This is a genomic window from Rhizobium alarense (genome assembly GCF_021555155.1).
In the GTDB taxonomy this organism is placed as follows: domain Bacteria; phylum Pseudomonadota; class Alphaproteobacteria; order Rhizobiales; family Rhizobiaceae; genus Rhizobium_D; species Rhizobium_D alarense.
Window position 1 is genome coordinate 49,920 of sequence record NZ_JAKGBU010000019.1, and the last position, 13,805, is coordinate 63,724.

13 protein-coding genes are annotated in these 13,805 nt (G+C 64.2%); 7 read left to right on the forward strand and 6 right to left on the reverse strand.

The genetic code is table 11. The features are described from left to right. The first annotated feature begins 17 nt into the window (after positions 1-17). From rsmG to LXM94_RS08330, 3 genes are read left to right on the forward strand one after another with little or no spacing between them, the layout of a single operon-like run. The gene (gene rsmG / locus LXM94_RS08320; protein WP_235770703.1) at positions 18-632 is read left to right on the forward strand and encodes a 16S rRNA (guanine(527)-N(7))-methyltransferase RsmG; all 615 of its coding nucleotides are present in this window, start codon (positions 18-20) and stop codon (positions 630-632) included. Between the two features lie 13 nt (positions 633-645). Further along, positions 646-1,428 carry a ParA family protein gene (locus LXM94_RS08325; RefSeq protein ID WP_235770705.1) on the forward strand — a complete coding sequence of 261 codons (783 nt, stop codon included), beginning with the start codon at positions 646-648 and terminating at the stop codon, positions 1,426-1,428. 22 nt (positions 1,429-1,450) lie between these two features. Then, positions 1,451-2,338: a ParB/RepB/Spo0J family partition protein gene (locus LXM94_RS08330; protein ID WP_235770706.1), complete on the forward strand. Its 888-nt coding sequence runs from the start codon at positions 1,451-1,453 to the stop codon at positions 2,336-2,338. Positions 2,339-2,421: 83 nt separating this feature from the next. On the opposite strand, the gene holA is transcribed toward LXM94_RS08330, so the two are convergent. From holA to leuS, 3 genes are read right to left on the reverse strand one after another with little or no spacing between them, the layout of a single operon-like run. Next, entirely contained in the window at positions 2,422-3,456 is a 1,035-nt protein-coding gene (gene holA, locus LXM94_RS08335; RefSeq protein ID WP_235770708.1) for a DNA polymerase III subunit delta, read from the reverse strand. Between the two features lie 3 nt (positions 3,457-3,459). Beyond that, positions 3,460-3,984: an LPS assembly lipoprotein LptE gene (gene lptE / locus LXM94_RS08340; protein ID WP_235770709.1), complete on the reverse strand. Its 525-nt coding sequence runs from the start codon at positions 3,982-3,984 to the stop codon at positions 3,460-3,462. Further along, positions 3,971-6,601: a leucine--tRNA ligase gene (leuS, locus tag LXM94_RS08345; protein WP_235770710.1), complete on the reverse strand. Its 2,631-nt coding sequence runs from the start codon at positions 6,599-6,601 to the stop codon at positions 3,971-3,973. The genes lptE and leuS overlap by 14 nt, the downstream gene beginning before the upstream one ends. 216 nt (positions 6,602-6,817) lie before the next feature. On the opposite strand from leuS, the gene LXM94_RS08350 reads away from it, so the two are divergent. Then, complete coding sequence (locus LXM94_RS08350) at positions 6,818-7,477, forward strand: YggS family pyridoxal phosphate-dependent enzyme (protein ID WP_235770711.1); 660 nt, start codon at positions 6,818-6,820, stop codon at positions 7,475-7,477. 190 nt (positions 7,478-7,667) lie between these two features. Next, a complete protein-coding gene (locus LXM94_RS08355; RefSeq protein ID WP_235770712.1) occupies positions 7,668-9,575 on the forward strand; it encodes a propionyl-CoA synthetase in 1,908 nt (635 codons plus the stop codon). Between the two features lie 83 nt (positions 9,576-9,658). On the opposite strand, the gene LXM94_RS08360 is transcribed toward LXM94_RS08355, so the two are convergent. Then, positions 9,659-10,363 carry a DUF1013 domain-containing protein gene (locus LXM94_RS08360; RefSeq protein WP_235770713.1) on the reverse strand — a complete coding sequence of 235 codons (705 nt, stop codon included), beginning with the start codon at positions 10,361-10,363 and terminating at the stop codon, positions 9,659-9,661. Positions 10,364-10,586: 223 nt separating this feature from the next. Between LXM94_RS08360 and acs the strand changes: the two genes are divergently transcribed. Continuing rightward, a complete protein-coding gene (acs, locus tag LXM94_RS08365) occupies positions 10,587-12,542 on the forward strand; it encodes an acetate--CoA ligase (protein WP_235770714.1) in 1,956 nt (651 codons plus the stop codon). A gap of 53 nt (positions 12,543-12,595) precedes the next feature. Here acs and LXM94_RS08370 read toward each other — a convergent pair whose 3' ends face one another. Both LXM94_RS08370 and LXM94_RS08375 read right to left on the reverse strand, forming a co-directional pair. Next, positions 12,596-12,862 carry a thermonuclease family protein gene (locus LXM94_RS08370; RefSeq protein ID WP_235770715.1) on the reverse strand — a complete coding sequence of 89 codons (267 nt, stop codon included), beginning with the start codon at positions 12,860-12,862 and terminating at the stop codon, positions 12,596-12,598. A gap of 277 nt (positions 12,863-13,139) precedes the next feature. Then, on the reverse strand, positions 13,140-13,340 hold the full coding sequence (locus tag LXM94_RS08375; RefSeq protein ID WP_235770716.1) for a DUF1674 domain-containing protein: 201 nt from the start codon (positions 13,338-13,340) through the stop codon (positions 13,140-13,142). Between the two features lie 132 nt (positions 13,341-13,472). Here LXM94_RS08375 and LXM94_RS08380 point away from each other — a divergent pair. Further along, positions 13,473-13,805: M48 family metalloprotease (locus LXM94_RS08380; protein WP_235770717.1), on the forward strand; the 333-nt coding region annotated here is incomplete at its 3' end.

The following is a 13,805-nucleotide window of genomic DNA, read 5'->3' on the forward strand; positions in this document are numbered from 1 at the left end:
CATGGATGGAGACGGTCTTGCGGCTTGACCACGTTTCACGTGAAACCAACGAGCGTCTGGCGATCTTTGCCGAACTGTTCCGGCGGTGGGCAAAATCCATCAATCTCGTCGCACCGTCCACGCTCGATGATCTGTGGAACCGTCATATCGTTGACAGCGCGCAGATATACGGATTGTTTCCGGGCCCGAAACGATGGATCGATCTCGGCAGCGGCGGCGGCTTTCCCGGCATGGTTACGGCCATCCTGCTTGGAGAAGCCGGCGGCGGGTGGGTCGACCTGGTCGAAAGCAACAACAAGAAGGCGGCCTTTCTGCGTCAGGCGGCCCGGGAAACCGGGGCGCCGGCCATGGTTCATGCCTGTCGGATCGAAGACGCGCAGAAATCCATAACAGTTTGCGACGCCATCTCGGCGCGCGCGCTCGCGGACCTCTCCCTGCTGCTGGAGTTCAGCCAACCCTGGATGGCGCGGTCGACCGAATGCCGGGCGTTCTTCCACAAAGGCCGGGATTACCGCTCGGAAGTCGCGAAAGCCCGTGGTCGCTGGACATTTGATCTGTTAGAACATCGAAGCATCGTGGAGCCTGATTCCGTGGTGCTTGAGATAACGAATCTCGCTCCCGCGGAGCTTTGACGACGGATCGCCGATGAACCGGATCATTACAATCGCAAATCAGAAGGGTGGCGTCGGAAAGACGACGACTGCCATCAACCTCGCGACCGCGCTCGCCGCCATCGGTGAACGTGTCCTGATCGTCGATCTCGATCCGCAGGGCAATGCCAGCACGGGGCTTGGCATCGACCGCCGTGACCGCAAGCTGTCGTCCTACGACCTTCTGATGGGAAGCCACGGCGTTGCCGACATGGTCCTTAATACGGCCGTGCCGAATCTCTCCATCGTGCCCTCTACGATGGACCTGCTCGGCATCGAGATGGTCATCGCCAGCGAAGCCGATCGCGTCTTCCGGTTGAAGCGGGCCTTGTCGGCCGCCGACGCGTCTTTTTACTCTTACGTGCTCGTCGATTGCCCGCCGTCGTTCAATCTTCTGACGATGAACGCGATGGCGGCGGCCCACTCGGTCCTTGTGCCGCTGCAATGCGAGTTCTTCGCGCTCGAGGGGCTGAGCCAATTGCTGGAAACCGTCGACCAGATCCGCCGTTCGGTGAATCCGACGCTCGACATCCAGGGGATCGTGTTGACGATGTTTGATTCACGCAACAATCTCGCGCAGCAGGTTGTGAACGACGTGCGCACGCATCTCGGCGACAAGGTCTACCACACGTTGATTCCGCGCAACGTTCGCGTTTCGGAGGCGCCGTCCTACGGCAAGCCGGCCATCCTCTATGATCTCAAATGCGCCGGCAGCCAGGCCTATCTGCAGCTCGCTTCGGAGGTTATCCAGCGCGAACGGCAGCGCAAGGCTGCCTGAACACAGTATACGAGTTGACGCCATGAATGACGACAGCAAAAGGCGGCTCGGCCGCGGCCTCGCAGCCCTTATCGGCGAGATGGATCAACCGATCGGCGGCCCGGTGGCGGCGGCAAAGGTCAATCCCGACCGCATGGTGCCGATCGAATTTGTCGGACGCAATCCGCGCAACCCGCGGCGCTATTTCGATGAATCGGAATTGCAGGAGCTGGCGTCGTCGATCCGCCAGCATGGCATCGTGCAGCCCGTCGTGGTTCGTACGATCGCCCAGGACCGCTACGAGATCATCGCAGGCGAGCGCCGCTGGCGCGCCGCCCAGTTAGCCGGATTCGTTGAAATACCGGTGATTGTTCGCGACGTCGACGACCGGACGGCCCTGGAGATCGCGATCGTCGAGAACGTCCAGCGGTCGGACCTCAATCCCCTGGAAGAGGCGCTCGGCTACGAACAGCTGATCGCCGAGCATGGCTATACGCAGAACGACCTCGGCGAAATCATCGGCAAGAGCAGGAGCCATGTGGCGAACAGCCTCCGGTTGCTGAAGCTGCCGGATGCCGTGCGCGACATGCTGGCGTCCGGCGCGCTGTCGGCCGGTCACGCCCGCGCGCTTATCCCGACGTCGGACCCCGTCGCGCTGGCAAAGTCGATCGTTGCCAAGGGCTTGTCGGTGCGGGACGCCGAGCGCATTGCCCAGAACGACATCCGGGCACAGCAGGATCCGTCCTTCGGCCAGAAGGCGTCGCAACGCGAGGAAAAGGACGCCGATACGCTGGCGCTTGAACGGACGCTGTCCGACAGCCTCGGCCTCGATGTGACGGTCAACCACAAGAATGGCGGCGGCCAGCTTCGCATCGCCTACAAAACGCTGGATCAGCTCGAGGAAATCTGCCGGCTGCTGGAGCGTCGATAATACTTAGCCGGATTCACCTGATGAATCCGCCCGACCGCATCTAGCGCCCGGTCAGGCGTCGACGAGATAGGTGGCGCCGCGGATCAGCGGCGTGCTGATCGCAACACCGTCGCCAGCAGCGTCTGCATGGCGATCGCCGGTTCGAGCGCCGCCTGTCGGCGGCTGCGCAGGATGGCGCCGGTCAGGCGCTCCAGCTCCTGCCGTATGCCGGCGGCGTCCCAGGCGCGCAATGCACTCTCGATCAGCGGCTTGCGGCGGAAATGCAGATGCCGTCCGTGCGTTTGCATCACCTGCCCGGCCGGCAGTCGCTTCTCATCCATTTCCGCCCGCATCAGATCCAGCAGCTGGAACTGCCGCAGCACCGCCTGGAGAACAAGGAAGACCGCCGTTTTGGAGGCGACGATCTTCTGGATCGCATGCAGAAAGCCGTCCTTGTCGCCTTTCAGCACCGCATCGACGGCCTCGTCGACGGAGATCGCGCTCGCATCGCCGATGATCTCGTCGACATGCTGCACATCGATGCGGCCTTCGTCCCGGCAGTAAAGCGCCAGCTTGCGCACCTCGTTGCGGGACGCGATGCGGTCGCCACCGATGACCTCCAGAAGCCGCGCCCGCGCCTCCGGTGTTATGCGCAGGCTCTCTCGTCCGAGTTCGGCATCGATCAGAGCATTGAGGCTCCGTTCGTCATCCGGATAACAGGCGATTGCGGCCACGGATCTGGCACTCTCGGCCACCTTGCGCACAGCGGCGGTCTTCTTGAGATCCCCGGCCTCGACGATGAGCCAGCTCGCATCGGGCGGTTCGCCGGCAAGCTGCTCCAGCGCGTCGGACACACCCTTTTCGCCGGCCGCGCCCTTGATCCAGACAAGCCGGTCGCCGCCGAACAGGCCGATGGCGTTGACCTCGTCAAGGATGCGGCCGGCATGGCTGCCGATTTCGCCGGCGTCGATCTTCAACGTCGAGAATGGATCGTCGAGCGGCACCTTGCTCGCCGCAGCGAGCTGGGCGGCCCTTTCCGAGACGAGCCCGCGATCGGGGCCATAGACGAGGAACAGCCTCAGCGACGCGGCCGATGTCCGCAGGAAGCTGTCGAATTCGTGCGGCTTGACGACGGCCATTGCCTAGCGATCGGCGAGCGCGAGCGCGACCTGCGCGCGGACGATCTCGGCGAGCTGCTTCGCCGCGCGGTTTTCCGCGTCGCGGATGGCGCGCACCTTGGCGAATTCCTGGACGGGGAAATCGACGAGCGCCACCGTCTGCCGCTTGCCGGAGGCAATGGTCGCGCCGGTACCGGTTTCCGTCAGATTGTAGTCGGCTGCAACGACGATGCGGCCGGCGCGGGGCGCATCGGTATCAGTGTCGATCAGCACGCCGATGTTGCGTGTCGTGACGTTAAGATCGAGACGGTAGCGCGAGTCCGCCGCCTCGCCACGGCCGCCGCCGAGGAGAAAGACCAGTTCGTTGCGAACGCGCTGCTCGACGCGGTCGTCGGCCTCGGAAATGGCCACCGAGGCGAGCGCCTGCTCGACCCCGGAACCGGTGGAATAGAGCGGCCGCACCTGGCAGCCCGGCAGAACGAGGGAGATTGCCAGGAGGAAGGAGGCGATCCGGGGCGCTTCCGGCCGAAACCCGTCAGACGACAACATTCACGATCCTTTGCGGTACGACGATGATCTTGCGCGGTTTCTGTCCCGCGAGGACCGCCTGGACGGCATCCAGGGCGAGTACGGCATTTTCGACGGCACTCTGGTCCGCGTCGCGGGCAATTGTCAAATCCGCCCGCTTCTTGCCGTTGATCTGGACCGGCAGCGTGATTTCGAGCTCGGCGACCAGCGCCTCGTCGAAGGCGGGCCAGGCGTGCGTCGCGACCAGGCCCTCGCCACCGATCTCCCGCCAGCACTCCTCCGCGAGATGCGGCGTCATCGGGGCGATGAGGCTGATCAGGATCTCGACCGCGTCGCGCAGGGCGCCGGCGAACGCCGGCGATGCCTTGCCGGCAGCCGTCGCCGCCAGCGGAGCGGCAAGCGCGTTGACGAATTCATAGATGCGGGCGACCGCCTTGTTGAAGGCGAGCTTGTCGTAGTCGGCCTGCACCGCCTTCAATGTCCGGTGGGCGATCCGGGAAATGGCGAGCGCTTCTCCCTCCCCGCCTGCCATCGCGCCGGTTTCACGCAGGACCGGGGCCGCTTCTGCCACCAGGCGCCAGACGCGCTGCACGAAACGATGCGCCCCTTCGACGCCTGATTCCGACCAGATGACGTCGCGCTCCGGCGGGGAATCCGACAGCACGAAGAAGCGGGCCGTATCGGCGCCGTAGGAAGCGATGATGTCATCGGGATCGACGACATTCTTCTTCGACTTCGACATCTTCTCGATCGAGCCGATGGCAATCTCCTCGCCGGTCGCCAGATGCACGGCGCGGCGCGTTCCGTCGACCTCGTCGATGCGGATTTCCGCCGGGGTCACCCATTCGCGCTGGGCGCCCGTTCCGCGGCTGTAGGTCTCGTGCACGACCATGCCCTGGGTGAAGAGGCCCTTGAAGGGCTCCTTGAGATCCAGGTGGCCGGCCACCTGCATGGCGCGGGTGAAGAAGCGCGAATAGAGCAGATGAAGGATCGCGTGCTCGATGCCGCCGATATACTGGTCGACGGGCAGCCAATCGTTGGCGGCCGCGGGATCGGTCGGCCGATCCTCCCAAGGCGCCGTGAAGCGGGCAAAATACCAGGAGGAATCGACGAAGGTGTCCATGGTGTCCGTCTCGCGACGGGCATCCCTGCCGCAGTGCGGGCAGGCAACGCTGCGCCACGTCGGATGGCGGTCGAGCGGGTTGCCGGGTTTGTCGAAGGTCACGTCGTCCGGCAGCCTGACCGGCAGGTCGGCCTTCGGAACGGGCACGACACCGCAGTCCTCGCAGTGGATGACCGGGATCGGGCAGCCCCAGTAGCGCTGGCGCGAGATGCCCCAGTCGCGCAGGCGGAAGTTCACCTTGCGCTCGCCCTGCGGCGCGTTGCCGATCGTGATGCCGCCGAGACGGTTGGCGACCTCGTCGAACGCCGCCTCGATGGACAGGCCGTCGAGGAACCGCGAATTGATCATCACGCCGTCGCCGACATAGGCTTCGTCGCCGATCGCGAAGGTCGCGGCATCCGCATCCTCCGGCATGACGACGGGCACGACCGGCAGGTCGTATTTGCGGGCGAAGTCCAGGTCGCGCTGGTCTCCGGAGGGGCAGCCGAAGATAGCGCCGGTGCCATAGTCCATCAGCACGAAATTGGCGACATAGACGGGGAGCTGCCAGGTCGCGTCGAAGGGATGGCGGACACGGATGCCGGTGTCCATGCCCTTTTTCTCCGCGGTCTCGAGCGCGGCCAGCGAGGTACCGGCGCGTCGGCAATCCTCGCAGAAGGCGTCGATGGCGGCGTTCTTCGCCGAGGCATCCCGGGCCAGCGGGTGATCGGCCGATATGGCGATGAAGGAGGCGCCGAAGAGCGTGTCGGGGCGGGTCGTGTAGACCGTCACTTCCGCGGCGTCGGTCAGCCCGGCGCCGTCCGAAATCTCCCAGCGAACCGACAGGCCCTCGGAGCGGCCGATCCAGTTCTTCTGCATCAGCCGCACCTTGTCCGGCCACTGGTCGAGCGTGTCGAGGGCGGAGAGCAGATCGTCGCTGAAGTCGGTGATCTTGAAGAACCACTGGATCAGGTCGCGCTGCTCCACGAGCGCGCCGGACCGCCAGCCGCGACCGTCGATCACCTGCTCGTTGGCGAGAACCGTGTTGTCGACCGGATCCCAGTTGACCTTCGACTGCTTGCGGTAGACGAGGCCCTTTTCCAGGAAATCCAGGAACAGGTGCTGCTGGCGATGGTAGTACTCGACGTCGCAGGTGGCGAATTCGCGCGACCAGTCGAGAGACAGGCCCATGGCCTTCAGCTGCGCCTTCATCGAGGCGATGTTCTGATAGGTCCAGGCGCCGGGATGCACGCCGCGCTCCATCGCGGCGTTTTCCGCCGGCATGCCGAAGGCGTCCCAGCCCATCGGGTGCAGCACGTTGTAACCGCGGGCGCGCTTGTAGCGGGCGACCACATCGCCCATCGCATAGTTGCGCACATGGCCCATGTGGATGCGGCCCGAGGGATAGGGGAACATCTCGAGCACATAATATTTCTCGCGCGGATCGTCGTTCTTCGTGAGGAAGACGTCGCGTTCGTTCCACATCTGCTGCCAGCGGGGTTCGGCGTCGCGCGGGTTGTAACGTTCTATGGCCATGTCGATGATGTTCCGGGAATCAGGCGGGGGCGAAGCCCATGCGAATATGTGGGGTGACCTTCACCACGAAACCAGCGAAGCGTCAAGTTTTCGAGGGCTGCGGCAGCGCGTTGCGCGGCACGTCGATCCGCCCCTCCATCGGCCGGCGCTTGGCAAAGCCGGGCGAGTTCGGTAGGTGCAGGTGGGGACTGTACCTGCAAGTTTCGGAGATCAACCATGGACCTCGTCGACCGTCTGAACGATGTCAGGACGCGTATCGCAAAGGCCAGCGCGGCGGCGGGTCGCGCCATGAGCGCCGTCGACCTCGTAGCCGTCTCCAAGACCTTCGATGCCGACGCGATCCGTCCGGCACTGGCCGCAGGCCAGCGCGTCTTCGGCGAGAACCGGGTCCAGGAGGCCGAGCGCAAGTGGCCGGCGCTTCGGCAGGAGACGTCCGGTATCGAACTGCACCTGATCGGCCCGCTTCAGTCGAACAAGGCGGCGGACGCCGTGGCGCTCTTCGAGGTGATCGAAACCGTCGATCGCGAGAAGATTGCCCGGGCGCTCGCCGCGGAGATGGCGCGGCAAGGGCGGGCGCTGCGGCTCTACGTGCAGGTGAACACAGGACTTGAGCCGCAGAAGGCCGGCATCACGCCGGGCGACACGGTCGCCTTCGTAGCCTTCTGCCGCAAAGACCTTGCCCTTCCGATCGAGGGCCTGATGTGCATTCCGCCGGCGGACGAAAATCCGGGCCCGCATTTTGCGCTGCTTGCGAAACTCGCCGCGACGTGCGGGCTCGGGAGGCTGTCGATGGGGATGTCCGGCGACTACGAGACGGCGATCGCCTTCGGCGCGACCAGCGTGCGCGTCGGCTCGGCGATCTTCGGCACGCGCTGATCCGCCTTCCGCTTCGCTGGCCGCCGCAGGCCAGCGCCTTGCTCCGTTGCCGGGCTCCGGTTTGACAGTCGTCAGAATTGACGCGGATTTGTGCAGCTTTGGTCTGGCTTTCCTCCGTGGAAGGGCGATCCTATTCTTTCCGGAGAACGCGGGCGGAGGAGAGCTCGCCACGCATACGGGAGGAATACAGATGAGCAAGGGTTATGCCGAGGCCTACCAGGCCTGGCGGGAGGATCCGCAGCGGTTCTGGGGCGAGGCCGCACTGGCGATTGCGTGGTTTCAGGATCCGGCCGTCGCCTTCGACGGCGCGGCCGGCATCTACGGCCGGTGGTTTCCGGATGGCATCACCAATGCCTGCTACAACTGCCTCGACCGCCATGTCATTGCCGGACGCGGTGATCAACCGGCGCTGATCTACGACAGCCCCGTCACCGGCGTGAAACAGACATTCAGCTACAGCGAGATGCTGGAGAGCGTCGCCACCTTCACGGCCGTGCTGGCGGACAAGGGTGTTGCGGCCGGGGATCGCGTCATCATCTACATGCCGATGATCCCGGAAGCGGTCGTCGCCATGCTTGCCTGCGCCCGCATCGGGGCCATTCACTCCGTCGTCTTCGGTGGCTTCGCGGCGAGCGAGCTGGCGGCACGCATCGACGATTCCGCCGCGCGCGTCGTCGTTTCGGCAAGCTGCGGCCTGGAGCCCGGCCGGGTCGTTGCCTACAAGCCGTTGCTCGACGCGGCGATCGCGCTTGCCAGACACAAACCGGAAACCTGCATCGTCCTCCAGCGGCCGCAATGTGCAGCCGACCTCCTGCCGGGGCGCGACTTCGATTTCAAGACGCTGATCGCGGAGACGGCGGCGGCGGACAGGACGGCGGATTGCGTGCCGGTTGCCGCGACCCATCCGCTCTACATTCTCTACACGTCGGGGACGACGGGGCAGCCGAAAGGCGTCGTGCGCGACACCGGCGGCTATCTCGTGGCGCTCGCCTGGAGCATGCGCCACCTCTACGACATCCGCCCGGGCGAGGTCTTCTGGACCGCCTCCGACATAGGATGGGTGGTCGGCCATTCCTATATCGTCTACGGACCCTTGCTAAACGGCAGCACGACGATCCTCTACGAGGGCAAGCCGGTTGGCACACCGGACGCCGGTGCTTTCTGGCGGGTGATCTCGGAGCACAAGGCCGTGGCGCTGTTCACGGCGCCCACCGCTTTTCGCGCGATTCGCAAGGAGGACCCGGACGGCCGGGAGATCGACCGCTACGATGTGGCGACGCTGCGGACGCTTTTTCTTGCCGGGGAGCGCGCCGACCCGGATACGCTCGCCTGGGCGGAAGCAAAGCTCGGTGTGCCGGTCGTGGACCACTGGTGGCAGACGGAAACGGGCTGGGCGATCGCCGGCAATCCGGTCGGCCTCGGCATGCTGCCCGTGAAACACGGCTCGCCGACCGTGCCCATGCCGGGCTACGACATCCACGTTCTGGACGACACGGGACATGTGGTGGGAGCCGGAACGCTCGGCAATATCGCCGTTCGGCTGCCCCTGCCGCCCGGCTGCCTGCCGACCTTCTGGAAGGCGGACGAGCGGTTCCACGCAGCATGTCTCGCGGAATTTCCGGGCTATTACCGGACGGCTGACGCCGGCTATGTCGATGCGGATGGCTACGTCTTCGTCATGGCGCGCACGGACGACATCATCAACGTTGCCGGTCACCGCCTTTCGACAGGCGCCATGGAAGAGGTTTGCGCCAGCCACCCGGACGTTGCCGAATGCGCCGTCATCGGCATCGCCGATCCGGTCAAGGGGCAGATTCCGGCCGGCTTCCTCGTGTTGAACAACGGTGTTTCACGTGAATCATCCGGGATCGAGCGGGAAGTCGTGGCGTTGGTGCGCGAGCGGATCGGCCCCGTTGCCGCCTTCAAGACCGTGATCTGCGTGAAACGCCTGCCGAAGACGCGCTCCGGCAAGATCCTGCGCGGCACGATGCAGAAGATCGCCGACCGCCAGGACTGGAAGATGCCGGCGACGATCGACGATCCCGCGGTGCTGGACGAGATCGCCGCGGCGCTGCTGGACCGGCATATCGGCGCGTGACCACCGCTGCGAACCGTTCCTGAAAAGTGAACCGGCCGGATTGTTCCGGCCGGTTCGCAATGCAATCGGAGTCGTCGTGACAATCAGAAGCGCTGGTCGTCGTCCTCGTCGTCCCGGGGGGTCGACTTCAGCGACTTGAGCTTGGCGAAAACGGCGTCGGCGTCGATCTCCTTCTCCTCCTCGGGATCCGTGCCGTAGGGCAGCTTCTCGGTCTCGCGGGCGGATTCCAGTGTCGCGCCGAGCTCGGCGGCGGTCGGCAGCGGCCGGCCCTTCGAGGCCCGTTCCACCTCGAGGTCGAGATCGATCTGCGAGCAGAGGCCGAGCGTCACCGGGTCCATCGGCGTCAAGTTGGCAGAGTTCCAGTGGGTGCGCTCGCGGATCTGCTCGATCGTCGACTTGGTGGTGCCGACGAGACGCGAGATCTGCGCGTCCTTCAGTTCCGGATGGTTGCGCACCAGCCAGAGAATGGCGTTCGGGCGATCCTGACGTTTGGAAACCGGCGTATAGCGGGGGCCCTTGCGCTTGGATTCCGGCACGCGAACCTTCGGCTCGGAAAGCTTCAGCTTGTGATTCGGGTTGTTCTCGGCGCGGGCGATCTCATCGCGGGAAAGCTGACCGGTGGCAATCGGGTCGAGGCCCTTGATGCCCTGCGCCGATTCGCCGTCGGCAATCGCCTTCACCTCGAGCGGGTGCAGCTTGCAGAACTGGGCGATCTGGTCAAACGACAGTGCCGTGTTGTCGACAAGCCAGACGGCCGTCGCCTTCGGCATGAGCAGTTGTTGAGCCATGGATATAATCCTTCTGTCCGTCCGCGCCGGTGTCGCGGGCCGTGGGTATAAACCACTATGTTCCGGGAAATCGGCCCTCTATAACGCCACTGTCGCAGAAATGCAATTCTTCAAGCAACGAATGACCTTTGTCTAATTGCCGGAATGGCTTGACCTGATATGAAGTGTCTCCATACACCGGGATTGGAGGAATGATCCCGCCTGCGTGCCTGAGGAGGAATTGATGTCCGCAAAGACCTATCCGGTTCTGAAATCCGCAAAGAACCGTGCCCTGATCGACAATGAAACCTACCAGAAATGGTATCGCGAGAGCGTCGAGAACCCGGAGCGCTTCTGGGACAAACATGGCATGCGGATCGACTGGTTCAAGCCCTATACGAAGGTCAAGAACACCTCTTTCAAAGGGCGCGTCTCGATCAAGTGGTACGAGGACGGCGTCACCAATGTCTCCTACAACTGCATCGACCGGCACCTGAAGGCGCATGGCGACCAGGTGGCGATCATCTGGGAAGGCGACAACCCGTATATCGACAAGAAGATCACCTATAACGAGCTCTACGAGCATGTTTGCCGCATGGCGAACGTCATGAAGAAGCACGGGGTGAAAAAGGGCGACCGGGTCACGATCTATATGCCGATGATCCCCGAGGCCGCCTACGCGATGCTCGCCTGCGCGCGCATCGGTGCCATCCATTCCGTCGTCTTCGGCGGCTTTTCGCCCGATGCACTCGCCGGCCGCATCGTCGACTGCGAATCAACCTTCGTCATCACATGCGACGAGGGCGTGCGCGGCGGCAAACCGATCCCGCTCAAGGAAAACACCGACACGGCGATCGACATTGCCGCCAAGCAGCATGTCATCGTCAACAAGGTGCTTGTCGTGCGCCGCACCGGCGGCAAGACGGGCTGGGCGCCGGGCCGCGATATCTGGCACCATCAGGAAGTGCTGACCGTGCCGCGCGATTGCCCGCCGGCCAGGATGAAGGCGGAAGACCCGCTCTTCATCCTCTACACGTCGGGTTCCACCGGCAAGCCGAAGGGCGTGTTGCACACGACGGCCGGCTATCTCGTTTATGCGTCGATGACTCACAAATATGTCTTCGACTACCAGGACGGCGACGTCTACTGGTGCACCGCGGACGTGGGCTGGGTCACCGGCCATTCCTACATCGTCTACGGGCCGCTCGCGAACCGCGCGACGACGTTGATGTTCGAAGGCGTGCCCAACTTCCCGGATGCAGGCCGCTTCTGGGAGGTGGTCGACAAGCACAAGGTCAACACCTTCTACACGGCGCCGACGGCGATCCGTGCGCTGATGGGCGCCGGCGAGGCCTTCGTGAAACGGTCCTCGCGCTCGTCGCTGCGCCTGCTCGGATCGGTCGGCGAGCCGATCAACCCGGAAGCCTGGGAATGGTACTATCACACAGTCGGCGAGGGACGCTCGCCCATCGTCGACACCTGGTGGCAGACGGAAACCGGCGGCATCCTGATCACCCCCCTCCCCGGCGCCACTGACCTCAAGCCGGGCTCCGCGACGCGACCCTTCTTCGGCGTGAAGCCGCAGCTCGTCGACAACGAGGGCAACGTGCTGGAAGGAGCCGCCGACGGCAACCTCTGCATCGCCGACAGCTGGCCCGGGCAGATGCGCACGGTCTACGGCGATCACAAGCGCTTCATCGAGACCTATTTCTCCACCTACAAGGGCACGTATTTCACCGGCGATGGCTGCCGGCGGGACGAGGATGGCTATTACTGGATCACCGGGCGCGTCGACGACGTGCTGAACATCTCGGGCCACCGTCTCGGCACGGCGGAAATCGAATCGGCGCTCGTGTCGCACCACCTCGTCTCGGAGGCCGCGGTCGTCGGCTATCCGCACAGCCTCAAGGGTCAGGGCATCTATTGCTACGTGTCGCTGATGGCCGGCGAAACGGGCAGCGACGAGCTGCGCCAGGATCTGGTCAAGCACGTGCGAAAGGAGATCGGACCGATCGCGACACCCGACAAGATCCAGTTCGCGCCGGGCCTGCCGAAGACGCGCTCCGGCAAGATCATGCGCCGGATTCTTCGCAAGATCGCGGAGGACGATTTCGGCGCGCTCGGCGATACGTCGACGCTGGCCGATCCCGCGGTTGTCGACGATCTCATCGCCAACCGCCAGAACAAGGCTGCCGGCTGACCGCCTTCGGCGGGCCCAGGATGATGGGCCCGCCACATTGTCCAGGCGCTCGGTCAACAGGATGCGGGCGCCTTGCGGCCTCCGTCGTAGGACACCGCCAATCCGGCTGCGCGCAAATCATGAGCCGGATTCAGTCCACCATCAAACGCGACGGTGGCAACGATACGTCCGAAATACTTGTCGCCTTCTATGTCCGTCAGCGTCACGCGGCCGTGTTTTCCGGCCATCCACACCAGGCGGTCACGCGCGGCTTTCGCCGCTGCCCGCACCGCCGGGCAGCGGGCGCGCAGTTCCGGCGTATCGATGTCGCGCAGCCGCACATAGACTTCGACGCGCTGTTGCGGCCAGGGTCTCGCGGAGACCAGGAGCGTATCTCCGTCAATGATGCGCAGAATGTCCGCCTCGACAGGCCCGGCGATTCGCTCACCGGCCCGAGCGCCCGTTCCGCCGAGAAGGACAGCGGCGAGAAACCAGGCAAATATCGACAACAGGCAGCGACGCGATGGCATTTGAGGAATTTATTCCATAATTGTTGCCAAAACAATAGGAATAAAATCAAAACCGGAAGGCTTGCCCGACCGGATGCCTTGGTCGTGCCTAGAAGTCGATGGCGCGGCCGTTGATTTCCCAATCGCCGAAACGGGCCGGGTCAGCGCCGCCGCGGCCGCCGAACTCGGGCGCCGGCGACGCGGGGGCCAAGTCCTTCCGGCGTTCTTCGGCTTCCTTCAGCGCCCGCGCGGCGGCGGGGCTGAGAATTCGCCGTGTCTTCGTTTCGCTATTGTCGTTGTCGCTCTGCATTGCGGGCTCGTTGCGCTCGGATATTGAAGACTTCCGCCTGATTACCCATCATATAGGCGCGAGGGAAGAGCGGAAAACCCGCTGATTCACGTGAAACACTTCGGTGCCGGTCGTCAAGGAGCACAGATCGCCATGAATATCGTTCGTACAGCCATGCTGCTTGCCTTCATGACGGCGCTGTTCATGGGCATCGGTCTTCTCATCGGCGGCAAGGGCGGCATGATGATCGCTCTTCTCGTGGCCGTCGCCATGAACTTCTTCTCCTACTGGAATTCCGACCGCATGGTGCTTTCCATGTACGGGGCGAAGGAGGTCGATGAACGCACCGCGCCGGAATATTACGGCATCGTGCGCGATCTCGCGACGAATGCCGGCCTGCCCATGCCGCGGGTCTATGTGATCGACAGCGACCAGCCGAATGCGTTTGCGACGGGCCGCAACCCGCAAAACGCTGCCGTGGCCGCC

Excerpts from the sequence above, each read along its gene's own strand:
- LXM94_RS08325 (WP_235770705.1), top strand. The coding sequence starts at position 646 with ATGAACCGGATCATTACAATCGCAAATCAGAAGGGTGGCGTCGGAAAG.
- LXM94_RS08330 (WP_235770706.1), top strand. The coding sequence starts at position 1,451 with ATGAATGACGACAGCAAAAGGCGGCTCGGCCGCGGCCTCGCAGCCCTT.
- holA (WP_235770708.1), bottom strand. The coding sequence starts at position 3,456 with ATGGCCGTCGTCAAGCCGCACGAATTCGACAGCTTCCTGCGGACATCG.
- lptE (WP_235770709.1), bottom strand. The coding sequence starts at position 3,984 with ATGTTGTCGTCTGACGGGTTTCGGCCGGAAGCGCCCCGGATCGCCTCC.
- leuS (WP_235770710.1), bottom strand. The coding sequence starts at position 6,601 with ATGGCCATAGAACGTTACAACCCGCGCGACGCCGAACCCCGCTGGCAG.
- LXM94_RS08350 (WP_235770711.1), top strand. The coding sequence starts at position 6,818 with ATGGACCTCGTCGACCGTCTGAACGATGTCAGGACGCGTATCGCAAAG.
- LXM94_RS08355 (WP_235770712.1), top strand. The coding sequence starts at position 7,668 with ATGAGCAAGGGTTATGCCGAGGCCTACCAGGCCTGGCGGGAGGATCCG.
- LXM94_RS08360 (WP_235770713.1), bottom strand. The coding sequence starts at position 10,363 with ATGGCTCAACAACTGCTCATGCCGAAGGCGACGGCCGTCTGGCTTGTC.
- acs (WP_235770714.1), top strand. The coding sequence starts at position 10,587 with ATGTCCGCAAAGACCTATCCGGTTCTGAAATCCGCAAAGAACCGTGCC.
- LXM94_RS08375 (WP_235770716.1), bottom strand. The coding sequence starts at position 13,340 with ATGCAGAGCGACAACGACAATAGCGAAACGAAGACACGGCGAATTCTC.